A 25,168-nucleotide genomic window follows, 5' to 3' on the forward strand; every position below is an offset into this window, starting at 1 on the left:
CGTGCAATCGGCGCTGACTTTCGATATCAAACGCTACGCCATCAACGACGGTCCCGGCATCCGGGTCACCATCTTTCTCAAAGGTTGCCCGCTCAACTGCCGATGGTGCCACAACCCGGAGAGCATTTCGCCGCAGGTGCAGAAACTGTTCACTAGAGCCAAATGCATCGGTTGCGGGGAATGCATCAAGGTCTGCCCGAGCGATGCCTGCAAGCTGACCAGAGATGGGATTATTACCGTGAAGGAGCTCTGCACCCTGTGCGGGAAGTGCGCCGTGGTTTGCCCGTCTCTGGCCACAGAGATGTCTGGCAGAGAGCAGTCGGTGGCGGAACTGCTAGAGATCATTGAGAAAGAGCGCCCCTTCTTTGATCAGTCAGGTGGCGGGGTGACCTTCTCTGGCGGTGAGCCGTTGCTTTATGCCGATTTTCTCTGCGAAATCCTCGCTGCCTGCGGACAGAGGGGTATCCACCGCTGCATCGACACCGCCGGGCTGGCGAAAACAGAAACCCTGCTGGAAGTCGCTAAACAGACCGACCTGTTCCTGTTCGACCTCAAGCATATGGACAACGAAAAGCACAAGCAGTGGACCGGCGTCGGCAACGATTTGATCCTGAATAACCTGCAGGCACTCGCTGAAGCAGGGGCTGCCATCCAGATTCGGCTACCGCTGATCAAAGGAGTTAATGCCGACCACGAAAATATTGCCGCGACCGCCGCCTTTATTGCGGCCCTGCCGGGAGGCAAGAAATCGATCAGCCTGCTCCCCTATCACAATATCGCTGCGGCCAAGGACCAGAAGCTGGGTCTACTGCGGGAGCAAAACAGATTACAGGAGCCAAGCCCAGAAGATGTTGCCGCAGTGATCGCCCAATTCACAGAGGCCGGTCTGCGGGCGACCGTCGGCGGCTGAGTCTATGCAGCTTCGAATATTTATCTGGCAGACAATGCATAGACGCATAAGCCACAACCACGTTGCAGACAGAACACAGCAGAATATCGTTTTCCGATGGCGAAAATAATCCCCTTTATGAGCAAAGAATCCTGCAAGCTACTGATATTCTGACAAAATACGAAAACTTAGAAAAAATAAATAAAAGTTAAATACTTTGGCATCACCTTTGCTGAAGGTACATGCCGTATACAAAGTAACGACAACAATGCTCGAATCAAAGGGGATCCTGCATGGTCAGCGACAGTAGCTGTGATTTTCGTGGTGAAGACAGACAATTGAAGGTCGGCACACAGGTCAAAGCCTTCTGGTGCAAAAATGGCTTTTATTACCAGGGAGAAGGGGTTATCACCCAGCTCAATCGGGACAATGTAACGGTACAACTACAGAAACGAGTGGCCTGGAGCGATGACTACAAAATCGGCCGCAGCATCAACCTGCCACGCGTCACCGACAGCATCCGCTGGAATTCACGCAATTGCGTTCGTCTACTGGAGAAGGTTCCTGCATTCGGCTAGCTCGGACGCGACATAAAGATTCTTTAGGGAGCGGTCAAGTAAGGCCGCTCTCTTTTATTTCGGGATAACAACTTTGAGCAACACGCCACTTACCTACAGAAAAATCTTCCGTTTCTGGTTACCGCTAGCGGCAACCTGGTTGATGATGGCGGCCGAAGGACCATTTCTGGCAGCGGTGATCGCCAGGATGACCGCCGAAAAACTGAACTTGGCTGCCTACGGGGTCGCCTATGCTTTCGGGTTGGTCGCCGAGTCCCCCGTGATCATGTTGATGAGCGCCAGTACTGCGCTCTGCCAAGATCGGACCAGCTACCGCCACCTGCGCAATTTTACGCTATGGCTCTGCCTGGCGGTCACCCTGTTTCTTGGACTGTTCCTGCTTCCACCAGTTTTCGATACCGTCGCACGAAAAATCCTCGGCCTTGCCCCGGAAGTAGTCGATCTAACCCACAGCGCGCTTGCCTTGCTGCTTCCCTGGGCACCGGCGATAGGCTTCCGACGCTTTTACCAAGGCATCCTGATCGCCACCCATAAGACCCGCCGGGTTGCAGCTGCGACCATCCTGCGTCTTGTAGGCATGAGCGGCACAGCGCTCTGCTGCTACCAGTTGAGCAGCATGAATGGCGCGCAAGTCGGTGCCTTGGCACTCTCGGTAGGGGTAACCGCCGAAGCACTCTTCACCCGTTACCTGGCTCAGACCGCGATCAGCGAAATCCTGCAAAAGCAACCGGCCGCTGAAAAGTCTCCCATGAGCTACCGACAGATCTGGGACTACTACCTGCCATTGGCGCTGACCCCATTCATCGGCCTTTCGGTCCACCCGCTGGTAACCTTCTTCCTCGGCAAAAGCCGCAACGCCCTCGAATCGCTGGCGGTGATGCCGGTGATCTACGGCCTGACTTTCGTCTTCCGCGCCTTGGGGCTCTCCTATCAGGAAGTCGCCATCGCCCTAATCGGAGAAAACCGCGCCAGTTATCGAAAAGCGCGAAACTTCGCCATCGGCCTGGGAATCTTTTGTACGCTCTGCCTCGGTCTAATCGCCTTTACACCCCTAGCCGAGTTCTGGTTCCGCGATCTCTCCGGGCTGAGCCAGACATTGAGTAACTTTGCGACTCCGGCCCTGCAAGTGATGGCAACCTTCCCGGCGCTAACGGTGTTGATCTGCTGGCAGCGAGCCCTGCTGATAACCGCCCGTGTCACCCGACCGGTCTCTTTTGCCACCGGGGTCGAAGCGGTCGGGATTTTCTCCCTGCTGACCGTAGCGATGCTCTATTTATCTCTTAACGGTGCGCTGGCCGCCTCGATCGCCTATGTGATCGGCAGGCTCATGGCAATAGCTGTACTGCAAAGACCTCTCAAGCAACAGAAGCATAATTTCATTGAAGCAAAAGTTGTCGCCAAAAGCTAAACTGACGACATCTGTTAACGGAAGGAACCTTTCTTGAGTACCTCTGGACAACATAAATCGGGCAGCGGCTCCTGGTTCGTACTCGGGGCCGCGTTGCTCTGGGGAACCACGGGTACCGCTCAGGCCTTTTCCCCTGTCGGGTTCGACCCGAAAGTCATCGGCACCCTGCGTTTACTGATCGGCGGCATGGCCCTTTTGTTCCTCGCGATCTCCCGTAAAGAATTGGGCCGCTGGAGCGATTGGAAGTGGGGACTGGTGTTATTGTCTGCGGCCTTTACCGCCTGCTATCAGCTCAGCTTTTTCGCCGCGGTCGCCAAAACCGGGGTAGCGGTCGGAACGGTTGTTGGTATTGGTAGCGCGCCGATTGCTGGGGGGGTGCTGGGACGACTTTTCCTGGGTGAGCAGCTCAACCGTCGCTGGCTGGCAGCGACCCTGCTCGCCATCTGCGGCTGCATTCTGCTCAGCATAACCGGCGGGGAGACGGTCAGTATCGATCTGTTCGGAATCCTGCTGGCCATCATTGCCGGAGTATCTTATGCCACTTACACTCTGGTGATCAAAGGGCTGTTACACCAGCACAGTCCCAACGCTGTCATGGCGGTTGTAGTCTGCGTAAGCGCGATCATGTTATCTCCCGCGCTGATACACTGCGATCCCGAGTGGCTGCTGCAACCTCGCACCATCGGTGTCGTTCTACATCTGGGCCTGGCCACCATGGCCATGTCCTATTGGCTGTTCGCCCGGGGGTTGCAAACAGTTCAAGTCGCTACCGCAACCACCCTCTCCCTGGCGGAACCGATGACTGCGGCCACCCTGGGAATCGTCGTCCTCGGCGAACAACTAAATCTCCAGGCGGTTTCCGGTATCGCGCTGATATTTCTCGGTCTGGCGACACTAGTGTTCAACCCCCGACGTTTGCTCCAAAGGGGATCCCGGTGACCCACGAACAGCAGGCAACCCTCTATGGCCTGACTGCGGTACTGATCTGGTCGACCATTGCCACCGCTTTCAAGCTGTCCCTACGGCACCTACAGCCGATTGAGCTGCTGCTGTATGCCGGAGTTTTTTCCACCCTGCTGCTCGGCTTAATTCTGCTGTTTCAAGGCAAGCTAGGACAGGTTTTCCTTTGCGGACGCAAGGAGTTCCTGCTCTCGATTGGCCTCGGTCTGCTCAACCCGTTCTTCTATTATCTGATCCTGCTCGAAGCCTATGACCGGTTGCCGGCCCAACAGGCCCAGCCGCTCAATTACACCTGGGCAATCACCCTATCGTTGCTCTCGATCCCACTTCTGAAGCAGAAGGTGTACTGGCAACAGTGGCTGGCGCTGTTGATCAGTTACTGCGGGGTTCTGGTGATTTCCACCGAAGGGAATCCGTTTAGCCTAGAATTCACCGATCCCTTCGGCGTAATTCTTGCCCTAGCCAGCACAATTGTCTGGGCGCTCTACTGGATTTTCAACACCAGAGATAAACGCGACCCGGTCATTGGGCTGTTCGTCAACTTCCTCTGCGGTTTTCCGTTCGTGCTCGGGTACTACCTGCTGACCTGCGAACTGCGCAGGCCGGCAATCGAAGGACTGCTCGGCGCGGCTTATGTAGGAACTTTCGAGATGGGTGCCTGCTTCGTCCTCTGGCTGCTTGCGCTGAAAAAAACCCGTAACACGGCAAGAATCAGCAACCTGATTTTCATTTCCCCTTTTCTCTCACTGGTATTCATCCACTTCCTGGTCGGTGAAACCATTCTCCCGGCAACCTTTTTCGGCCTGCTGCTGATTATCGCCGGCCTGTTCTGCCAGCGGATCGGCAACAAAACTTTCTGAAACTTGTGGATTTCAACATAACAGGAGCGGAAAAACTTTCTGGAAAGTTTGCGACAGTGCAAAATTACCACTAGAATAGTCATATATTCTGGCGCATGGGAGTAAACTGATGACTATCTCCAGATGGATTAAAAGGGCCTCAACACGGTTGGAAACTTTCACCTATCTGGTGCTGGTTCTTGCCCTGATGATGGTTGTATCAGACATGTACCTGCTCTACCAGTGGCTTGCAGCGTGACGGGCAAGCCCTATTTACGAGGTAATGTTCCTTCTTTCATATGTGAGTAGCGAGAATCCTTCTTCACCTCGGGGAAGTGCTCCTCAAGGCAATCCTGACAGATACCATGACTGAACTGGGCATCGCTGTGGGTTTCGATATAGGCTTCCAGCCGCTGCCAGTAGCCCTCGTCATCACGGATTTTTTTACAATAGGAGCAGATCGGTAAAAGGCCGCTTAATGCCTTGACGTTCTCCATAGCCTCAATCAATTCACCGATCAGCTCTTCACTCTGCCGCTGTAATTTCTCTTTGGCGGCAAGCTCAACCTCCAATTGATCTTTCTGGACCTCCAGCTGTTTGCGACCGGCCTCGACCATCCGTTCCAGCTTGTTTGCGGTAAACTGCAATACCCACCAGAGAAGGATCTCGATAATCAGGAAACTCGCAACTGCAATAAAGATGTTATTGCGTAGATTGGTCTGCAGCAGATTATAGCTCGCAGTGGCATCGGTGGAAATCACCACCAGTCCGATGGGTGGCCTAAATTTATCCTGTTCGCCCCAGTAATCCCGGAGGGGGAACGCCGCCAACCAGTGACTATTTTCCTCATGTTCATGCAGGCTCATTCCCGAGAAATCCAGCGACGTTTTTAAATGCTCCCCCTGAAGCATTTTTCTCACCCCGGGCGAACTCACCTCGGAGATCAAGAAGTTGGCAACGCCCCCTTCATGATTAACCATCTCCTGCAATCTTTCCGGCCAAACCACATCATCCAGCAGGGCAAGGTCAAGCAGCACCGCTACATCAAGCCCCTTGTTGAGCGCAAGATTCTCAATCGCTTGCTGCAGCGACGTGGAAATTTCAAGGCTGCCGACATAAATTTCTTTACCGGCTTGGGCGTCATACGCAAAAACCGGTGCGATCCCACGGATAAATAACCCCTGACGACCGATCTCCAAACCACTTACCGGTGCCTTCTTTTCATGTGCTTCCCTCAGAATGTACCGGAAAGGTACCAAGAGGTCACCGTATTTTTCCGGTTCATGGACCCGCAAAAAAGAGGTCACTTTGCCCGGCAGTTGGTAATGCATTCCCAAGAAAGTAAAGCTGGCGTTGAGCTGCTTCCAGACCCCCTGACTAAATCGCAGCAGCTTTTCGCGATATTTCGCGGCCTCTTCGCCACCAGCCCCACCACCCTCAAGCACGACTGCCCTACGGCCGTCCAGAAAAGTCTGCTGAATTTCCGGGGATTGGACCACATAGTTGGCAATTCCGACCATCCGCTGGCGAATTCCCACCAACGTCAGATCTAATGCGGAGCGAACCTGCTCAATTTTATTCCGGAGATGTTCTTCAAACGCGAGCTTTTGCTGATGAAAGCTTAAAGCGATGGAGGCTATTTCCAAAATAGCAATAACGACTGACAGAATAATGAAAGCTTTTAGCGATCGTTTCATGCTTCACTCAGTTTTATGGCGTCCCCTCACCAAAATGACGAAGTATAGAGTAGATACCGAATTAAGCAAGCGACCGATTCGTTTTTGATGATCATTGCTGACAGAAAGCAAGAAAATTATCCAGCAAGCGTTTTGAGTCCCGATAGTATTCGACTTGTCGCTGTCGGAATTCTTCCAGTGCCCCCTCTCCTGCACCGGTCCGCTGGCACCAGTCGGCGACCACCAGTTCATCCACCTCGGGATGAAACTGGAGGCCCCATGCATTTCGTACCCGAAACGCCTGACCGCCGCAACGGGGTGTTTCCGCCAGATGAACAGCTTCCGGCGGCAGATCAAAGCTGTCGTTATGCCATTCGAAACTGATAAATCGATCAGACATCCCATTGAACAGGGGGTCATTTTCGCCCGCTGAAGTTACGTGAATATCAAACATCCCTTTCTCTTGGCGGCTCTGGCTATGAACTTTGCCACCCAGCGCATGGGCCAGCAGCTGTCCACCGAGGCAGATCGCCAGCAGTGGCCATCCCCGAGAAACGACCTCTGCAGTCCTTTCTGCAGCTCGCTGCAGATAACTGAGTCGGTCACGATCGTTCACTCCCATATAACCGCCAAGCAGAATGATCGGCACGGTTTCCGTAAGAGACGGAAGCTGTTCAAGGTCCGCCCGATAAATTTGTACGGAACAACCCTTCTCTTGCAGCCAACGTGCAAATGTTCCCAAACCAACCTTTTCATCAAATTGTACTACATTTACAAGCACTTAAGCCTCCAGCATTAACATGAACGCCTCCCCCTTTTTGATCATTAGAGAAAGTTCACCCTAAAATAAAAAACGTCTACCCCATAAAGCAGATGAAACAATCATGTCGCGTTTTGCTATCTGGCTAATCATCGGTTCGATCTTTCTCTTCACCCTGACTTAGTATCTGGCTTGTCACGCGACAATTGTCAAATCGTTCACTGCTTCCGAAGTCTTCCTCCTCTTCGGTCTGCTCTGCTGCGCTACAAAGATTACCCTCAGCGGGCTTGGAGCTCCCCACCCTCACAAGATTGAAAAGGATGGAGAGCGGCAAAACTAAGAATAATTTGCAATAAACATTCCCATGTCCCGTCCTGAAATAAGTTTACACCTAGGAGACTTATTTCAGGACGGAACACCATATATAAAAAAGGCGGTTCCTCGGGAACCGCCTTTTTTATCACCCGTACCCCTGCCCCCGAATTGATATATACTGTATACTTTCTAGGCATTTTTGCGTTATTTGCCGAGATCAGGTACCGTCCCAGCCTTTGCCTGATGTTTGGAAATTACAGTTAAAGGACAATCCCGATGAATCTTGCTGAACGCTTCAAAGACAACTGCGGTTTCGGCCTGCTGGCGCAAATCCGTAACCAGCCGAGCCATCAGCTGCTCCAAGATGCCATCCAGGCACTGAGCCGAATGATGCACCGCGGAGCGGTCTCTGCCGATGGAAAGACCGGCGACGGCTGCGGTCTGCTCTGTTCGATGCCGGTCACATTCATGCGCAAAGTAGCCGAGCAGCAGGGCCTCTCTTTACCGGAACAGTTCGCCGTCGCCACCCTTTTCCTGAGTGAGGAGCAGCGGCAGCTTGATATCTTCCGCGAACAGTGCGAACAGAATGATCTGAATATTTTGCTGGTGCGGGAGGTTCCCCTCAACACTGATGCTCTCGGCGAATATGCCCTGCAGATGCTGCCAAAGATCGTTCAGGTGTTCGTGGCGCCTGCGGCGCTGATCGCCACCCGCCGCTTCGACGCACTGCTCTACCTGACCCGCAAAGAGGTCGAACGCCGGCTGGCCGATGCCCCCGACTTCTACATCCCCTGCTTTTCACGTAGCTTGGTCTCCTACAAGGGACTGGTGATGCCGCATTATATCGCCAAGCTGTTCCCCGATCTGCAAAATGAGGACTTCCAGATCAGCTTTGCAATGTTCCACCAGCGTTTCTCGACTAACACCCTACCCCAGTGGAGACTGGCCCAGCCGCTGCGCAACATCGCCCACAACGGCGAGATCAACTCAATCCAGGGAAACCGCTTCAAAGCGCAGAATAAGTTCACCGGTGCCGAGAGTCCGAACTTCTCCAAGCAGGAACTGGAGCTGCTGCAACCGATCCTGCAGAACGGTGTCAGCGACAGCGCCAATCTCGACAACATGGTCGAATTCCTGCTCGCCAATGGCGTAGATTTTTTCAAGGCAATCCGTGCGCTGATCCCCCCGGCCCGCCATAACGTCGCCAACATGCCGGCCAAACTGCGCGCCTTTTACGAGTACAACTCAGCGGCCTTCGAACCTTGGGACGGCCCGGCGGCAGTCAGTATCACCAACGGTCGTTACATCGGCTGCGTGCTAGACCGCAACGGCCTGCGCCCGGCAAAGTACGTGATCACCACCGATGACCGCCTGCTGATCACCAGTGAATACGGCGTGCTCGGCACCCCGCCGGAAAAGGTTCGCGAACGTGGCCGCCTGCAGAGCGGAGAGATGATCGCCGCTGACCTGAAGCACGGCAAGATCTTCTACCCCCGCGACATCGACCGCTACCTGATGGAATCGCAGCCGTACAACCAATGGTTGACCGAACACACCCACTACCTGCAGGAGTTCATCGGGCGCCAATTCGAAGATCTCTCTGACTACCGCTACCAGGATCTCGAGACCCTGCAGCGCTACCACAACGTCACCAGCGAACTGGTCGACCTGATCATTCGTCCGATGATGTTAGATGGCAAAGAGCCGGTCGGCTCTATGGGCGATGACTGCCCGCCCGCCGCCTTCTCCGAACAGCAACGCAGTTTCAGCGATTTCTTCAAACAGAAATTTGCCCAGGTGACCAATCCGCCAATTGACCCGCTGCGTGAGAAAGCGGTGATGTCGACCACCATCGGTTTCGGGGGCATCGGCAACCCTCTGCTAGAAGCCAAGGACCGGGCCAAACGGCTGAAGAGCATCTCACCGATCCTCTCCAACGACATTTTCCAGGCGCTGCTCTCCTTTGGCGACCCGGAGTTGCCCCGCTTCGAACCCTGCTACAAACATCGCAGCTTTAGCACAAGCTACGCCGGAAAACTAAAGCTGTCGCTGGAAAAATTGGGAGAAGAAATACTGAATGCCGTCGTTAACGACGCCATCCGGGTGATCATCCTGGATGATCGTGATCTTTCACGCGAAAAGAAAATCATCCCGATGGCTCTGGCTGTCGGCTACATCAACCAGCAGCTGTTAAAAGGCCAGCTACGCCAACAGGTCACGATCGTTGCCTGCACCGCCGAAGTACTGGAGTCACACTCGGCCTGCGTGTTGATCGGCTACGGCGCCGTAGCCATTTACCCCTGGCTGCTCTACGCCACCGGCGTCCAGCTATGCGAGAAAAAAGAGATGGCGCACAAAGAGATACGCGAGCAGCTGAAGAACATCTACGACGCCCTGACCAAGGGGATTCTCAAGGTGATGTCGAAGATGGGCATCAGCACTGTCTCCAGCTATCGCAACGCTGCGCTGTTCGACATCATCGGACTGAGCAAGCAACTGGTCGCCAGCTGCTTCCCTGGCTCGGCGGCGCTGTTACCAGGGCTCGACTTCGAAGACCTGGAAACGCGGATCGACAAAATCCACCGCAAGGTGTTCGCCGAAAGCTTCATGCTGCCGGTCTATCCGCTGGAGATAGGTGGCTATTATAGCGACAATCCAGGCTTCGAATACCACGACTTCAATTCCAAGGTTGTCACGCAGTTACACCGCTTCGCTGAAGTACGCAGCCGCGACGAGTACCTGAATTTCCGCAAACTGATCGACGGCCGCGGCTTCCGCTTTATCCGCGACGGGCTGACCTTCAACAGCCCGAACAAACCGATCATGCTAGAGGATGTCGAACCGGTCGAAGCGATCACACGCCGCTTCGACTCCGCCGCAATGTCCCTCGGCGCACTGTCCCCGGAAGCGCACGAAGCGCTGGCCGAGGCGATGAACATCCTCGGCGGTTCATCGAACTGCGGGGAGGGGGGCGAGGACGCAGCCCGCTTCAAAACGGTAAAAAACAGCAAGATCAAGCAGATTGCCTCGGGCCGGTTCGGCGTCACCCCTGGCTACTTGCGCAACGCCGAAGAGATCCAGATCAAACTGGCACAAGGGGCCAAACCGGGCGAAGGAGGACAGCTGCCGGGCGAAAAGGTCACCCCGCTGATCGCCTCCTTGCGCTTCACCGTACCGGGCGTCACCCTGATCTCGCCGCCGCCGCATCACGACATCTACTCGATCGAGGATCTGGCGCAGCTGATTTTCGACCTGAAGCAGGTCAACCCGGAAGCGACCATCAGCGTCAAACTGGTCTCCTCCGAAGGGGTCGGTACCATCGCCGCCGGGGTCGCTAAAGCCTACGCCGACAAAATCATCATCTCCGGCGGTGACGGCGGCACTGGCGCTGCGCCATTCAGCTCGATCAAAGCAGCTGGCAACCCCTGGGAGCTGGGGCTGGCCGAAGCGCACCTGAGCCTGAAGGCGAACAACCTGCGCGAACTGGTTGAGTTGCAGACCGATGGCGGTCTGAAAATCGGCCGCGACGTAGTCAAGGCGGCAATGCTCGGAGCGGAAGAGTTCGGCTTCGGCACACCGCTGCTGGTCATTCTCGGCTGCAAGATACTTCGTGTCTGCCACCTCAACCGCTGCACCGTAGGCATCGCCACCCAAGACGAGTCCTTGCGTGGACACTACACAGGGACGGTGGAGAAGGTGGTCAGCTACCTGCGAAACGTCGCCGAAGATGTTAGAGAAATTCTTGCCGAGCTCGGCTTCAAATCACTGGAAGAGGTCATCGGCCGCAGCGACCTGCTCAAACAACTGGATGATCCTTTTGTGCAGAAATTCGATTACTCGCAAATTTTGCAGCAGTTCGAGGGCAACAACACCAAGCAGAAACCGAACCCCCCGTTCGACGACAACGCCTTCGAAAAAGAACTGCTCGAAGAAGTGATACCGGTGATCAGGGATCCGAAAATGGAGCTGGTGGTCGAACGACAGATCATTAACACCAATCGCAGTTTCGGCACACTAATCAGCGGCGCCATCGCCCGTTACTACGGTGACAAGGGGTTGCCTAAAGAGGCTCTGACCATCAAGCTGACCGGGGTTGCCGGACAATCCCTCGGCGCATTCCTAACCCCGGGAGTCAATATCCTGCTGACCGGCGTCGGAAATGACTATGTCGGCAAAGGGATGCACGATGGCCGGATCATCATCACCCCAGCAATCTACCAGGAAGGGGCTTCAGCGGTCGGCAACACCTGCCTTTACGGTGCCACCGGCGGCAAACTGTTCGTTTCCGGCACCGCCGGAGAACGCTTCGGTGTCCGAAATTCAGGCGCATTGGCCGTGGTCGAAGGGACCGGCGACCACGCCTGTGAATATATGACCGGCGGGACCGTGGTGGTCCTCGGCGATACCGGCATCAACTTCGCTGCAGGGATGACAGGCGGCGTCGCCTTCGTTTACGACCGGCAGAAGAAATTCATCGACCGACTCAATCAGGAACTGGTCATCGCCCGGCGGATCGACGTCGATGACGACAACGAAGGCAAGCTGTACCTGAAGAAGATCCTGACCAGTTTCCATAACCGCACCAGCAGCCCGAAAGCAAAACGGATTCTCGATGATTTCCGCGAAGAACTGGCCTACTTCTGGATGGTAACGCCGAAAGATATGAAGGCGCCGCTGAACCCCAAAGAAGGGGATTAACAGAACGTTCGTCAAGCTAAAAACCCAAATCAACGTTCATAAACTTAATATTTTAGTGAACAGGAAATATTAAATATGCAAAATTTTATAAACTCAAACCGTAGAGATCCGGAAAAAATCGAGGCTCCTGAACGGCTGCAGAATTTTGACGAAATCTACCGGTTGTTCGACAATAAACTGGTCCGCCGGCAGGCAGAACGCTGCGTTCAGTGCGGCGATCCCTTCTGCACCACGATCGGTTGTCCGCTGCAGAACCATATCCCCCAGTGGCTAGAAGCGATCGCCGATCGCGATCTCGAAAGAGCTTTCGCACTGTCGAATGAGAGCTCACCCTTCCCAGAAATCCTCGGCCGAGTCTGCCCGCAGGGGCACCTCTGCGAAGGAGCCTGCACTCTTAATGACGGGCACGGCGCCATCACCATCGGGGCAATTGAGGCTTCGATCACTGATCTGGGTTTCGAGGCCGGTCTGCAGTTACCCTTTCCCGGCATCCGCCACGACAAGAAGGTGGCGATTGTCGGCTCGGGTCCAGCAGGAATCTCCTGCGCCCATTTTTTGCTGCGCGCCGGTATCGGTGTCGAAATGTACGAGCGCGCCGAACGTCCCGGGGGGCTGCTGACCTACGGTATCCCCGGCTTCAAGTTGGACAAGAAGGTGGTTGATCGACGGTTCAAGCTGTTGCGCAAGGCCGGGCTCAACCTACACCTGCAACATGCCGTCGGCGCGGATATCGCCCTGGCCGACCTGATCGATAAACATGACGCTGTCTTCGTCGGGATCGGTGCCACCATGGGCAAAAAAGGGGTTGAAGGGGACGATTTGCAACAAGTGATGCTGGCGATGGAGTACCTGACCGTCAAACAGCATCAGCTTTTCGGCGCGGCCGCTGCGGCCAAGTATGGCATGAAGGAGAAACGCGTGGTGGTCATCGGCGGCGGTGACACGGCAATGGACTGTCTGCGCACGGCGATACGCGACGGCGCCGAGAGCGTCACCTGCCTCTACCGGCGCGACATGGCAAACATGCCCGGCAGTCGCAAGGAGTATAACAACGCCCTCGAAGAAGGTGTCGAGTTCTGTTTCAACATCAGCCCACGCAAAATCTACGAGAAGAATGACGGCTCGGTCTGCGTCGAAGTGGAGCGAACCCAAATGGGTGAACCGGGGGATGACGGTCGTCAGCGGGTCGAGATTCTCCCCGACACCACCCACTGTGTCCCGGCAGATGTCGTCATCCTCGCCCTCGGCTTCGACATAGAACCGCTGCCGGGTCTGCTCGATGCCGGTGTCGAATGCAGCAAGTGGGGCGAAGTGCTGATCGACCCGGCCAGCTGCCGTACCAGCAACCCGAATATCTATGCAGGTGGCGACTGCTACCGCGGCGCCGACCTAGTGGTAACCGCCGCCGCAGATGGCCGCCGGGCAGCATTTACGATCATGCACAAGCTGCTTGGCGAAGAAAGGATCGATGCTTAAATTCCTCAGCAGAAAATCGGTCCTGCTCACTTCGCTGCTGTTCATGACCCTCATGATGGTTATCTGCATGAGGTTGGTCAACCCGGCGATCGACGGGCAGGGCGGAGCCAGCCTCCTTGCTTTACAGCTGGCTTTCGACAAGAATCTTGGCATTGAAATCATTAACTGCTGGGGAGCGGAAGGGAGCGCCGTTTATCGGCGCTGGTGCTTTACCGATTATCTGTATGCGATTTCCTACACCATCTTTCTAGCTTCACTTTTGGTAGTTTTGCTGTTTCGTAAAGGCAAAATAGGCTCGTCAATTCTTTCTTCGACACCATTCATTGTGCTGGGAGCGGGTGTTTGCGACTGTCTGGAAAATATGATGGAGTACTTTTTCATTCAAGATCCGCACAACTTTCCAGCGCAACTGTTCTTTGCGCATTCGCTGATTTCGGTGTTGAAATGGGCCGGAATTTTTACGGCCGTTGCTACGGTTATTTTCCTGTTACCGCAACGTCCCCGCCAAACAGAGTAAAATATAAGTACTTGGGACTATTCCTGAATCAGGAAATAAAAAAACCTCCAAATTTCACATAAGTAAGGAATGATTCGTGTACAAAGCAGAACTCTGGCCAACTGGAGCTAAAATTCAATCTGACGCTGAAGAGCGAGAACTGCTCGATTTTTTACAACCGCTGTTCGGCGGGCAACTGGCGCTGAGCGGTCTGCCAACTGCCCTGACAGAGGAATTACCGCGTCTTTATTTGCCACTGGCCGCTTGGTTGGACAAGAAACGGACCGCTGGCCATCCCCTGTTGGTCGCCCTAAACGGTTCGCAAGGGAGCGGCAAATCGACCCTCTGCAATCTGCTGAAATGGATTCTCGAAGCTGCCTTCGACTGTCACGCCTGCATCATCTCTATCGATGACCTCTACCTGGGCAAGGCTGCTCGCCAAAGGTTGAGCGAATCAGTGCACCCCCTGCTCGCGACTCGCGGCGTTCCCGGCACCCACGACATACCGCTCGGATTGGAACTGCTGAAACGTTTGAAAAGCCAGACCGAACACGCAAAAGTCGAAATTCCCCGCTTCAGCAAGGCGGACGATGACCGCCTGCCCGAAACTGATTGGGATTTCGTGACTACCCCAGTCGACATGATCCTGTTCGAAGGCTGGTGCGTCGGGGCGACTCCGCAGGCGGAAGCAGAATTGCAGAAACCGATCAACCAGATGGAAGAGAAGGAAGATAGCCATGGTCGCTGGAGGCGCTATGTCAACGACCAGCTGGCTGGTCCTTATCGTGAGCTGTTCTCACTGATCGATCTGCAGCTGATGCTGAAAATCCCCGATTGGCAGATGGTCTATCTCTGGCGCAGAAAACAGGAGCAGCAACTAGCCGCGAAGCAGAGCGGGGAAGGGGTGATGGGCGAGATCGCCTTACAGCGTTTTATCATGCATTACGAGCGACTGACCAAACATCAGCTCGAAACGCTTCCCGAAACCGCCGATCTGGTGATGTCGCTCAACGAAAAGCAAAGGGTAAGCTCGATCCAATTGCGCTGACTGGCACCTGCCTTGCACCATTGATGCTCTAACTGACCTACAAAGCCGTAGGAGATTTCAATGACGCAACAGATACAGCTGATCATTCTTACCGACCTTGACGGAACCCTGCTCGATCACCACAGCTACAGCTGGCAGGCGGCATACCCTGCCCTGCAAATGCTGCGGGAAAGGGGAATCCCGCTGATTTTATGTACCAGCAAAACAGCAGCTGAAGTCTCCAAACTGCATCAAGAGCTGGAACTTAACACTCCTTACATCGTCGAAAACGGTGCCGGCATAATTCTCGACTCGTGTCAGCAATCTGCACATTTTTTCGGCACCCCTTACCCCAAATTGGTCAAACAACTGCAAAGTTTAAGACAACAACGAGGTTATCACTTTACCGGTTTTAATGATTATTCCGTCGCTGCAGTTGCCGCCGCAACCGGACTCGACAGCACTCGTGCGGCGCTTGCCAAGCAGCGACTCTGTTCGGAGCCGATTCGCTGGGAAGACAGTGACGACTCGCTGCTGGAATTTCAAACGGAGATCGCCAAGCTGGATCTGCAACTGCTGCGCGGCGGCCGCTTCTACCATGTCCTCAGTATAGAAGCCGACAAAGGCAAAGCGTTGCGCTGGTTGCTTGAGCATTATCGTTCATCAGCCCCTTCCACCCGTTGGCGCAGCATCGCCCTCGGCGACGGACCGAACGACCAAGCGATGCTGGAAGCGGCAGATATAGCCGTGGTAATCCCTTCGCTTAGCGGGCTGTCCCCCAAACCAAAAGACACCACCGTTATTTACGCGAGCGAACCGGGACCGGTCGGTTGGAATCAGACCATCCTGGACATTCTAAAGGAGCAAACCAATGGCTGACTTTTTCCAAAATGGCGTCATCACCACCCTGCACAATCTGACCGATCGCCCCCTCGAAGAACTGGAAAACGAATTACAGAAGTTTTCCGGCCGGCGGCCGATGAGCCTGGTTCTGCCATCCCTCTTCTCCGAACTGGAAGGTCCGGCACTGGACCCGATCCTCGATGATTTGAAACAAGCTTCTTACCTGCGCGAGATTGTTATCGGACTCGATCGCGCCGACGAGGCACAGTTCAATTACGCCAAAAAATACTTCGGCCGCCTGCCACAGGAACATCGTATCCTCTGGAACGATGGCCCGCGCTTGCGAGCCGTTGACAAGATGTTAGCCGAAAAGGGTCTGGCGCCGACCGAGATGGGCAAGGGGCGCAACGTCTGGTACTGCTTCGGTTACGTCCTCGCCTCTGGGCGTAGCCGTGCGGTGGCACTGCACGACTGCGATATCGTTACCTACAAACGCGATATGTTGGCCCGGCTGATCTATCCGGTCGCCAACCCGGCCTTCAACTATCAATTCTGCAAAGGTTTCTATTCGCGAATCGCGGGCGGCAGCCTCAACGGCCGGGTCTGCAGATTACTGGTCACCCCACTGCTGCGTTCGTTGCAAAAAGTTGTCGGCTACTCCGATTACCTTGAATACCTCGACAGCTTCCGCTATGCATTAGCCGGTGAATTCTCGATGCGGGTTGATGTCCTTAATGACCTGCGCATCCCAAGTGACTGGGGCTTGGAGATCGGCCTTTTATCGGAGATGTACCGCAACTACACTCGCAGCCGGGTCTGCCAGGTCGATATCGCCGATGTCTACGACCACAAGCACCAGGACCTGTCGGAGGGGAATCCCCAGGGTGGTCTGTCCCGGATGAGTACCGACATCACAAAAGCGGTTATTCGCAAACTGGCCACCCAGGGGAATGTTTTTTCGCTGGAAACATTCCGTACCGTAAAAGCAACCTACTTCCGCGAGGCACTCGATTTTGTTGAGCGCTATTACAATGACGCGCTAATGAACGGGCTGGAAATAGATCGCCACAAAGAAGAGAAGGCCGTGGAGCTGTTTGCCGAGAATATCATGCGGGCTGGTGAATTTTACCTGTCAAACCCAATGGAGACACCCAACATGCCGACCTGGAACCGGGTGATCAGTGCGATTCCGGATATTCTGGATCACATTTATGAGGCGGTGGAGGAAGATAACAAATAGAGGACAGACAGATAAAAACTGTCAGAACTTAGCCTAGTGGTTTTTATCTGTGACAGTATTACTTTTGGGTGAACCTATTCAGCAGCCACTTTGGAGACAGCCGCTTCTTGAGCGACTTTTGCCCCAGCTCGTAAAATTTCCTTTTCCAGTTCGACGGCAGCTTTCTGCAACGGCGACATTCTCAGGTAGCGCAGGCCACCATCCTTCGTATTTTCAATGACCGTCAATGGCCCCTTGCGTACGTGCTTGTTCTTTTCCGAAGCCTCCCCCAGATGGATCGAGACCCCTTCGAGCAATTGACTGCTGACCTTTAATTTGGTGTTGTTGTTAGACTGCCCCTGCTTGGTCGATGCCGCCAGTTCTGCGTGGAATTGTTCCCGCTCGACTTCCAGTTTTTCCAATGGGCTTATGGCAGACTTGAGACGCCCAATCTGGCGATCGATCCGCTTGATACTTTCCCGCAAAAAAGCAAAACGGTCTGTATCCGGAAAGTAGACCCCGGCTGTCACTTTAGTATTGATCCTGGCCGAGGTACCAATCACCTTGGTCTCGATTCCTTCCAAGGCAACACAGGCACCACCCATGATGGTACCCCGCTCGATGATAATTTTCCCGGTTGCCTGACGGTCGAATTGCGGATTTCGTTTTTCACCAGGACATCTCCATAGCAATAAACGGTTACCTGATTTAAGAAACCGGCCAACAAACACCGCGGCAGATAATTTCTCCACTCCATTCGCCAGCGACCAGCGAGAAACCCGTCCCCGCTCGGCCGGATGCGGCAGACCGTGTGCCTTCCTTCCCGGAACCCCTTCCTGCGGCTGGTGCAATTTGCCAATCGTCTGCCCAACCTCAATTATTGTAAGGGCGTGTCGGGTGCGCAAATCGACCTTCCCTTTTTTATCTTCAGCAAACTCCGCTTCCTCGCCCGAGGTTTTCACCATCAATTCGAACCGGCCATCCTCACCAAATTGAGGTTCTAAGCCCTTGACCAGCACCACCGACAGCTTCTGAATCCCGGTTTCGACAGCAGCATCAAAATCATACGGCGCCTCAAAATCGATTCCCACCTCGACAATATTTGTACTTGTGCAGCAACCCGGGCAGTTTGCTCCTCCCCAGATGGACTAGACTCGCCAATCGTTTGTTCACCCTCTTCATCTGAAAACAGTCTTTCTGCCGCTGCTTCGGCGCGGGCAATACTTTCATCCGAGATAATCGGCCCAGCATTCAATCTGCTCTTCAGCAAGACGCAAGAACAATTGATAATCCGGTGTTTCCAGCTTGAAAAGCAGATCAGGCAGGGATGACTTTTGGTTTTCAGGAGTTTCCATTGCAGGCATTTTCTCTCCCTTGACGAACCTACATCGCCAAGCTCAACAGAAGTCTCACCAAGCAAAAGAAACCATTAAGCCGCTAAAACCTGTATATTCTTTCTGTTGATTAGATTTTTTCTTCGGCCAACCAAAGAACATGATATGGAGGGAGTTCGATGACAGTCCGTTGGCTGGTGACAACTTCACCGGTCAGCAAACCAACCCAACGACCGCTGAATTGACCATCCAAAGCGCCATCAAGATAAAGATTGCGCTGCTGATCGGTCAGGTTGTGGGCAGCAAAAATCCGTTGCCGACCATCCAAGCTGTAACGCCAGAAGCCGAAAAGATGCTCGCCGAGATGCAAAACCTCCTGCCTGCCGTCAGGATGAAATGCGGGTTGTTGGCGGCGAATCGACAAACGGCGACGCAGTTCGTTGAAGACGATCGCCTGGTCAGAATGCTCATCAGCCAACAATTCCGCCAGCTCCGAATATTGCAAACGGCGACGATTGATGGTCCGCGCCCGGCCGGTCTGCAAAACCCCCGCATGATAATTCGGCGTCGCGAGCAGACTGTGGATATAGATCGCAGGAATCCCACGCAGCCCCATCATCAATGTTTGTGCCAACAAGAAACGGGCAATCTGCCAGCAGTCATCCCCCAACCAGGTTCCTTTTAAGGCGTCGAAGTATCCGATATTAATTTCATAAGGACTCTTGCTGCCATCGGCATTCCTTTTATAACTGACCAGACCGCCGAACTTCTCCATTCCCTGCAGTAACAGGTCAACCTCCCCCTGCGGCAATAACCCCTCCAGCGGACGCATGCCGACGCCATCGTGCGACGCGGTGAAATTGAGGAAAGTACAACCAGGCGGTGCGCTGCAGTGGGTTCGCGCCCAATCGCACAGGTACTGGCTAGTTCCACGGTACAACCCGTGCAAAAGGAGCGGTGCCAGGCTGAACTGATAGATCATGTGGGCTTCGTCGCTGTCCCCAAAGTAGCTTAGATTCTGATGATAGGGCAAATTCGTCTCTGTCAGCAGCACCGACTTCGGGGCGACAACGCCGATCAGATCACGCAGCAATTTGACTATTTCATGTGTCTGCGGCAGGTTCAGGCAGGCAGTACCCCACTCCTTCCATAAAAACGCTACCGCATCCAGCCGGATCAGACGCGCCCCTTGCTGCAGATAAAAAAGCAAGATTCTGATGTACTCCAGCAACACCTCGGGATTGGAAAAATCTACATCAACCTGATCGGCACTGAATGTTGTCCAGACTTTTGCCGGACCGGCATCGGTTTCCACTTCGGTGAGCAGTTCCGATTGGCGCGGACGAACGACTTGAATTAAGTCAGCATCGTCGGGTGGAGTGATAAAATAGTGCCGCCCCGGTTTTTCGTTGCGCAGAAATTGCTGAAACCAGTGATGCTGACTGGAAACGTGATTAATAACCAAATCGACCATCAGGTCGAAATGGCGATTGAGGGCTGCTATCTGCGGCCAGTCACCGAGCTCCGGATTGACCTGCCGGTAATCGATGACGGCGAACCCATCGTCGGAGCTATAAGGAAAGAAAGGCAACAGATGTACAATGCTAACAAGTTCCGTCAAGTGCTGCTCAAGAAATGAGCTTAAACTCTGCAGCGGACTCTGTCCGTCTGCGCAAACCGAATCACCATAGCTGATCAGGATCACATCCCGCTCATCCCATAAACGGCAAACCAGTTCTTCAGCTGCTGGATTTTGTGCCCAGTCGAGCTCGGCAACTATCCGTTTTAAAATATATTTTACTTGTTCTTCTGGGTAAATCCGTCGAAGCCGGATTTCAGCATGTTGCACAAATGCGTTCAGAATCTCTGCAGCCGCCATAATCCATATCCCTTTTGGTAAACTCCAGATATAAATCGCTGCAGAATGCAGGCCAACCCCTTAAAGGAAATGAAAAGCCCGCCGAGGAAGAGTCTCGGCGGGCAGGATAAAACTTAAAGATTTTTGCAGCCTTATTTGACGTGGCAGCGATTACAATTGGCCTTGGCTTCGAAGGCCCGTTTACCATTGTGACAAACACCACAGTAATTTCCAGCATAGATGTCCGCCATCTTGATCTCTACTGTCCCGAATTTCATCTTCGGAAAGACATCCTTATTGTGACACTCCATACACTTAACCCCCGCATCCTTATGAATCTGTCCAGAAAAAATCACCTTTCCCATCGGGCTCTTGGTAAACTCAAGGGTTTTCCCCGGAGGTACGGCAACAGCGGCAGTTACACTGCAAAACGCGACGACGGCCAACAACAAAATCATTTTTTTCATTCATCCTACCTCATTGTTTTAGGGTTAAGGGCAGAAATATCACTAAGGAAGTTAGCTTATCTTATTAAGAAGGTCAACTTCGGATCAGCAGATAATTTAATCTCTTCTTTTGCCCCCCAAAATAAATTATTATTAAGCTTGTGCTATAAATTGACTTTAAATCGGATTCCTGTTTGGAGCCTTCCTTGGAACATTTTATCGCAAGACAGCCGATTTTTGATCGAAATGGCAAAGTCTACGCCTACGAACTGCTGTTCCGCTCCGGACTCCACAACTACTTCGATGCAGCCGATCAGGACCAGGCAGCCGCCAGCGTTATCGCCAACAGCAGCCTGCTGTTCGGCCTCAATGAGATGAGTGCCGGGGCAAAAGTCTTTGTCAATTGCACGCACAAGGTTCTGGTTGAGGATTTTATGACCGTGCTGCCGAAAGAGCAGGCGGTTGTCGAAGTTCTCGAGAATGTCACTCCCGACGGTGAGGTCATTGCTGCCTGCCTTCGACTGAAGCAGCAAGGCTACATCCTCGCCCTCGACGACTTCGTTTATCATGACAACTGGGAACCCCTGTTGCAGATAGCAGATATCATCAAAGTCGATTTTCTGGACAGTGGTGCCGAAGAGCAGGAACAGCTGGCGAAAATGATGATTCCGCGCGGCATCCGCATGTTGGCTGAAAAAGTCGAAACTATAGAGGATTACGAACAGGCCAAGGCGATGGGCTACCAACTGTTCCAGGGGTACTTCTTCAGCAAGCCGGTGATTATTTCACGCAAAGACATCCCGACCAACAAATATCAATTTCTGCGCATTCTCAAGGATATCTACAGCGAAGATATCGAATTCCAGAAACTGGCTAAAACCATCCAGAGCGAGGTTTCGCTCTCCTACAAACTACTTAAGCTGATCAACTCCGCTGCCTTTGCGCTGCGGCATAAGGTCACCAACATCCTGCAGGCGCTCTCTTTGCTCGGGATCCGGGAAATTCGCAACTGGGTTTCGTTGCTCTCCGTTTCGGCGATGGCCGATGACAAACCGGCCGAATTGGTCGTCATTTCCCTGGTCAGAGCCAAGTTTTGCGAGCAGCTTGCAGAGCCCTGTAACCTACGGGGGAAAAAATCGGAGCTCTTCCTCATGGGGCTGTTCTCCCTGCTGGATGTCATTATGTCCCGGCCCCTTGATGAGATTCTTGAGGAGATCACCATCGATGAGAGTATCCAGCAGGCTCTCCTAGGGGGAGGCGGGACGATGCGTGATATCCTGCAGCTGATCCTTGCCATAGAAAAGGCCAACTGGGATGAGGTGACCGGGCTTTCTGTGCAGTTGGGGATCAACGAGCAACCACTCAATGAGGCCTACATGGACGCCATCAAGTGGGCGCATAAGATCTACAACCTCTGACCCCCAAATACAGACGAACTTCCCCGAGGTCTTTTTTCAGCGCCAACTCCAGGTGCAAACTGCTGTGCTTACAGACCTATTTTGCTTACTGCCGCTTGCCCTGCAGCTACGAAACCCGTTAGCATAACTGTATCGAGGTTTTTCCCCCGGTTTCGAACATCTATAAAAGAAACAGTCATGGAAAAAGTGTTTCGTAGCGAAGAAGAATGGCAGAAACAGCTTGAGCTTGAAGAGTTCTTGGTCACCCGCAGAGCGGGGACCGAACGTGCTTTCTCCGGCCGCTATTGGAACCATCATGCAACAGGTCGCTATGTCTGTGTCTGCTGTGATCTGGAACTGTTCCATTCCTCCAGCAAGTTTGATTCGGGCAGCGGCTGGCCGAGTTTCTTTCAGCCGATTGCGGAAGGTCATATCGTCAAGCAAGAGGATCGGAGCCATTTTATGATCCGCACAGAAACGATCTGTGCGCGCTGCGATGCTCACCTTGGCCACCTGTTCAGCGACGGACCGCAACCGACCGGGCTACGCTACTGCATCAACTCAGCAGCATTGAAATTCATTCCAGAATCAAGCGAAAATTGAGCAATAACAAAGGCAGCCAAACAACTGCCCTGAATGTTAGCAGGTATCCCCATCACTCAGCGCCCCCCTTTGCTTTTCAGCGCCGGAACGTACTTCATATCGCTTTTTAGGATATGGTTCTTCAGCCAATCGGAAAGGAACTCGATCACTTCGAAGGAGAGGATGAACTCACCTTCGTCACAACGGTTCGCCATTTCCTGCGCTTTTTCCACAAACCCTTTATGTTCACGGATATGTTTCAAAATCCCCAGATATTCGCCTTCGTGCATGTATGTCTCTTCAACCTGGAAGTGCATTTTCGCGTAATCCCCAATCCCATTGACGATCTCAGCAACAAGCTGCTGCCCGCGGTCCTTGCTCATAGCAAAATGAAGCTCATTGATCATCTTGATCAACTGCTTGTGATGAGTGTCCAGCTCAACCACACCTACACTGTAATCCTGACTCCAACTGATAATCGCCATCCGTAACAATCCTTTTACACTTCGAAAATTGAAACCTTTTTCGTAATAATTGCCTTGCCTAGCCAGCACAAGATCTCCTTGAACATTTTAATCTTTCGACGATTGACAGGCCGACCTTCACGGGGTACAAAGACAGCCTTTTCGAAGGAGGATCTATGACCGCGAAAGTCCTTTCAGCCGGCGATTACATTGCCTCGAAATGTACCAAATGCAAAGACACCACCGGACACACCATTGTGGCAATGGTCGGCGGAAAAGTCATCAAGGTGGAGTGTAATACCTGTGGCAGCATCCACAATTATCGCGATGCCAGCAGCAAAAAAGTCGCCGCCGCGAAAAAGACATCCAGCACTGGCAGCAGCAAACCGCGTACCACTAAAGCGGAAAGAGCCTGGGAGGAATTGCAGCAGAACCTGCGCCCGGAAGAGGCCATTCCGTATAACATGAACACCCCGATGCGCGAGGAGATGCTGATTCGGCACCCGACGTTCGGCCTCGGCCTGGTGCTCAATTGTATTCGCCCAAACAAAATGGAAGTCCATTTCCAGTCCGGCATAAAACTACTGCGCTGTAAAATAGACTGATCTGTAGGAGGAGATTGACAAGCCCAGGTGGTTGCTGTTTAGTTGACACAGTTCAATTTCTGACCCTAAACCCAAAGGCTGCTTACGCATGTCGAACCTGACTCTTCCGCAACAACGAGCCGGGCTGCTTACAACCTTGGCGGCGCTGGTCATCATCATCGCCGGGGTTAAAACAGCCTCCGCCCTGCTGGTCCCCTTTTTACTGGCTATCTTCATCGCGATTATCTGTGCCGGCCCGTTTCACTGGCTGAAACAACGCAAGGTCCCTGATTCTCTCGCCTTGCTACTGGTTATATCCAGTGTCATGCTGACCGGGTTACTGATCGTCGCCCTGATCGGCAACTCCGTCAACGATTTCACCCGCGACCTGCCGCTCTATCAGGAAAAACTGCGGGGGCAGACGGTTCAGTTACTTAGCTATCTGGATAAATTTGGCATTCAGGTTTCCAAGGCTGTGTTGCTTAGCCACTTCGACCCCGGAGCAATCATGCAATCGGCCGCCAGCATGCTGGCCAAAGCTGGTGGTGTGCTGACTAATTCCTTTTTGATTCTCCTCACGGTGATTTTCATCCTGCTCGAAGCTGCCGGCATGCCGGCCAAGCTAAAGGCAGCCCTGTCGGATGCCGATTCGTCATTGAAATCTTTTGAGAAGTTCGTCAGCGGAGTCCGCCAGTATTTAGCTATCAAGACGTTCGTCAGTTTTGGCACCGGTTTGCTCATCGCCATCGGTTTGACTCTGCTCGGACTCGATTATGCTTTGCTCTGGGGGCTGATCGCTTTTTTGCTCAACTATGTGCCGAATATCGGCTCCATCATCGCCGCCGTTCCGGCGGTGTTACTAGCAGTAGTACAGCTCGGCTCGTTGCATGCCCTGTTCGTAGCGGCAATCTATCTGCTGGTCAACTTGATCATGGGCAATGCAGTCGAACCGAAGCTAATGGGACGCAAGCTGGGCCTCTCGTCACTGGTTGTTTTCCTTTCCTTGGTGTTCTGGGGCTGGATTCTAGGTCCGATCGGCATGCTGCTATCGGTTCCGTTGACAATGATTGTCAAGATTGCTCTGGAGGTGAACGATTCAACCAACTGGCTGGCAATTCTACTAGGTTCAGAGATCCCAAAGGATTAACCAAGCTGAGGCTTTGGCATCCCTCTTAAAAAATCGAGTAGGGTGAGGTGGGTTGATCAATACCCACCTCATCCCTCTCACAGAACCGTGCGTACGGGCCTCGTACACGGCTCCTGTCCATCCTCCCTCAATCACGCTGAGACAGGCGGGGTCTACAACGCTCCCTCCCCTG

Annotated in this window: 23 protein-coding genes; 16 read left to right on the forward strand and 7 right to left on the reverse strand. The window is 53.5% G+C overall.

Annotated elements, in window-relative coordinates; genetic code table 11:
• The first annotated feature begins 1 nt into the window (after window position 1).
• From Q7J88_RS09995 to Q7J88_RS10020, 6 genes are all read left to right on the forward strand, one after another.
• The gene (locus Q7J88_RS09995; protein WP_303722041.1) at window positions 2–910 is read left to right on the forward strand and encodes a glycyl-radical enzyme activating protein; all 909 of its coding nucleotides are present in this window, start codon (window positions 2–4) and stop codon (window positions 908–910) included.
• 272 nt (window positions 911–1,182) lie between these two features.
• Window positions 1,183–1,467, forward strand: coding sequence for a hypothetical protein (locus Q7J88_RS10000; protein ID WP_303722042.1), 285 nt, complete (start codon window positions 1,183–1,185; stop codon window positions 1,465–1,467).
• Window positions 1,468–1,540: 73 nt separating this feature from the next.
• Window positions 1,541–2,875: a hypothetical protein gene (locus Q7J88_RS10005; RefSeq protein ID WP_303722043.1), complete on the forward strand. Its 1,335-nt coding sequence runs from the start codon at window positions 1,541–1,543 to the stop codon at window positions 2,873–2,875.
• Between the two features lie 33 nt (window positions 2,876–2,908).
• Window positions 2,909–3,814, forward strand: coding sequence for a DMT family transporter (locus Q7J88_RS10010; RefSeq protein WP_303722044.1), 906 nt, complete (start codon window positions 2,909–2,911; stop codon window positions 3,812–3,814).
• Window positions 3,811–4,695 carry a DMT family transporter gene (locus Q7J88_RS10015; RefSeq protein WP_303722045.1) on the forward strand — a complete coding sequence of 295 codons (885 nt, stop codon included), beginning with the start codon at window positions 3,811–3,813 and terminating at the stop codon, window positions 4,693–4,695. The genes Q7J88_RS10010 and Q7J88_RS10015 overlap by 4 nt, the downstream gene beginning before the upstream one ends.
• A gap of 109 nt (window positions 4,696–4,804) precedes the next feature.
• Window positions 4,805–4,933 carry a hypothetical protein gene (locus Q7J88_RS10020; RefSeq protein WP_303722046.1) on the forward strand — a complete coding sequence of 43 codons (129 nt, stop codon included), beginning with the start codon at window positions 4,805–4,807 and terminating at the stop codon, window positions 4,931–4,933.
• A gap of 10 nt (window positions 4,934–4,943) precedes the next feature.
• Here the strand turns inward: Q7J88_RS10020 and Q7J88_RS10025 are convergent, their stop codons facing one another.
• Together Q7J88_RS10025 and Q7J88_RS10030 are read right to left on the reverse strand one after the other, a co-directional pair.
• Window positions 4,944–6,371: a cache domain-containing protein gene (locus Q7J88_RS10025; protein ID WP_303722047.1), complete on the reverse strand. Its 1,428-nt coding sequence runs from the start codon at window positions 6,369–6,371 to the stop codon at window positions 4,944–4,946.
• Window positions 6,372–6,462: 91 nt separating this feature from the next.
• Window positions 6,463–7,131 (reverse strand): type 1 glutamine amidotransferase, encoded by a 669-nt coding sequence (locus Q7J88_RS10030; RefSeq protein WP_303722048.1) that lies wholly within the window; start codon window positions 7,129–7,131, stop codon window positions 6,463–6,465.
• A 570-nt stretch (window positions 7,132–7,701) separates the two neighbouring features.
• Between Q7J88_RS10030 and gltB the strand changes: the two genes are divergently transcribed.
• From gltB to Q7J88_RS10060, 6 genes are all read left to right on the forward strand, one after another.
• A complete protein-coding gene (gene gltB / locus Q7J88_RS10035; protein ID WP_303722049.1) occupies window positions 7,702–12,123 on the forward strand; it encodes a glutamate synthase large subunit in 4,422 nt (1,473 codons plus the stop codon).
• A gap of 75 nt (window positions 12,124–12,198) precedes the next feature.
• Complete coding sequence (locus tag Q7J88_RS10040; RefSeq protein ID WP_303722050.1) at window positions 12,199–13,599, forward strand: glutamate synthase subunit beta; 1,401 nt, start codon at window positions 12,199–12,201, stop codon at window positions 13,597–13,599.
• Complete coding sequence (locus Q7J88_RS10045) at window positions 13,592–14,116, forward strand: hypothetical protein (RefSeq protein WP_303722051.1); 525 nt, start codon at window positions 13,592–13,594, stop codon at window positions 14,114–14,116. The genes Q7J88_RS10040 and Q7J88_RS10045 overlap by 8 nt, the downstream gene beginning before the upstream one ends.
• A gap of 76 nt (window positions 14,117–14,192) precedes the next feature.
• Window positions 14,193–15,143 carry a hypothetical protein gene (locus Q7J88_RS10050; protein WP_303722052.1) on the forward strand — a complete coding sequence of 317 codons (951 nt, stop codon included), beginning with the start codon at window positions 14,193–14,195 and terminating at the stop codon, window positions 15,141–15,143.
• Window positions 15,144–15,203: 60 nt separating this feature from the next.
• Window positions 15,204–16,001, forward strand: coding sequence for a mannosyl-3-phosphoglycerate phosphatase (locus Q7J88_RS10055; RefSeq protein ID WP_303722053.1), 798 nt, complete (start codon window positions 15,204–15,206; stop codon window positions 15,999–16,001).
• On the forward strand, window positions 15,994–17,205 hold the full coding sequence (locus Q7J88_RS10060) for a hypothetical protein (RefSeq protein ID WP_303722054.1): 1,212 nt from the start codon (window positions 15,994–15,996) through the stop codon (window positions 17,203–17,205). Before Q7J88_RS10055 ends, Q7J88_RS10060 begins: the two co-directional genes overlap by 8 nt.
• Before the next feature lie 74 nt (window positions 17,206–17,279).
• Here the strand turns inward: Q7J88_RS10060 and Q7J88_RS10065 are convergent, their stop codons facing one another.
• The 4 genes from Q7J88_RS10065 to Q7J88_RS10080 all read right to left on the reverse strand — a co-directional run bounded on the left by Q7J88_RS10065 (window position 17,280) and on the right by Q7J88_RS10080 (window position 20,843).
• A complete protein-coding gene (locus Q7J88_RS10065) occupies window positions 17,280–18,275 on the reverse strand; it encodes a flagellar assembly protein A (protein WP_303722055.1) in 996 nt (331 codons plus the stop codon).
• Between the two features lie 135 nt (window positions 18,276–18,410).
• The gene (locus Q7J88_RS10070) at window positions 18,411–18,548 is read right to left on the reverse strand and encodes a hypothetical protein (protein WP_303722056.1); all 138 of its coding nucleotides are present in this window, start codon (window positions 18,546–18,548) and stop codon (window positions 18,411–18,413) included.
• A gap of 100 nt (window positions 18,549–18,648) precedes the next feature.
• Window positions 18,649–20,397 (reverse strand): sugar phosphorylase, encoded by a 1,749-nt coding sequence (locus Q7J88_RS10075; RefSeq protein ID WP_303722057.1) that lies wholly within the window; start codon window positions 20,395–20,397, stop codon window positions 18,649–18,651.
• 131 nt (window positions 20,398–20,528) lie between these two features.
• Window positions 20,529–20,843: a c(7)-type cytochrome triheme domain-containing protein gene (locus Q7J88_RS10080; RefSeq protein ID WP_303722058.1), complete on the reverse strand. Its 315-nt coding sequence runs from the start codon at window positions 20,841–20,843 to the stop codon at window positions 20,529–20,531.
• 185 nt (window positions 20,844–21,028) lie between these two features.
• Between Q7J88_RS10080 and Q7J88_RS10085 the strand changes: the two genes are divergently transcribed.
• Together Q7J88_RS10085 and msrB are read left to right on the forward strand one after the other, a co-directional pair.
• On the forward strand, window positions 21,029–22,240 hold the full coding sequence (locus Q7J88_RS10085) for an EAL and HDOD domain-containing protein (RefSeq protein WP_303722059.1): 1,212 nt from the start codon (window positions 21,029–21,031) through the stop codon (window positions 22,238–22,240).
• A gap of 177 nt (window positions 22,241–22,417) precedes the next feature.
• Window positions 22,418–22,822, forward strand: a complete 405-nt coding sequence (msrB, locus tag Q7J88_RS10090; RefSeq protein WP_303722060.1) for a peptide-methionine (R)-S-oxide reductase MsrB — start codon at window positions 22,418–22,420, stop codon at window positions 22,820–22,822.
• 56 nt (window positions 22,823–22,878) lie between these two features.
• Here msrB and Q7J88_RS10095 read toward each other — a convergent pair whose 3' ends face one another.
• Window positions 22,879–23,286 (reverse strand): bacteriohemerythrin, encoded by a 408-nt coding sequence (locus Q7J88_RS10095; protein ID WP_303722061.1) that lies wholly within the window; start codon window positions 23,284–23,286, stop codon window positions 22,879–22,881.
• Window positions 23,287–23,441: 155 nt separating this feature from the next.
• Here Q7J88_RS10095 and Q7J88_RS10100 point away from each other — a divergent pair, with 155 nt between their 5' ends.
• Together Q7J88_RS10100 and Q7J88_RS10105 are read left to right on the forward strand one after the other, a co-directional pair.
• The gene (locus Q7J88_RS10100; RefSeq protein ID WP_303722062.1) at window positions 23,442–23,870 is read left to right on the forward strand and encodes a hypothetical protein; all 429 of its coding nucleotides are present in this window, start codon (window positions 23,442–23,444) and stop codon (window positions 23,868–23,870) included.
• Between the two features lie 88 nt (window positions 23,871–23,958).
• Window positions 23,959–24,996 carry an AI-2E family transporter gene (locus Q7J88_RS10105; protein ID WP_303722063.1) on the forward strand — a complete coding sequence of 346 codons (1,038 nt, stop codon included), beginning with the start codon at window positions 23,959–23,961 and terminating at the stop codon, window positions 24,994–24,996.
• Window positions 24,997–25,168 lie beyond the last annotated feature (172 nt).

The organism is Malonomonas rubra (genome assembly GCF_003247215.1).
GTDB lineage: Bacteria > Desulfobacterota > Desulfuromonadia > Desulfuromonadales > Geopsychrobacteraceae > Malonomonas > Malonomonas rubra_A.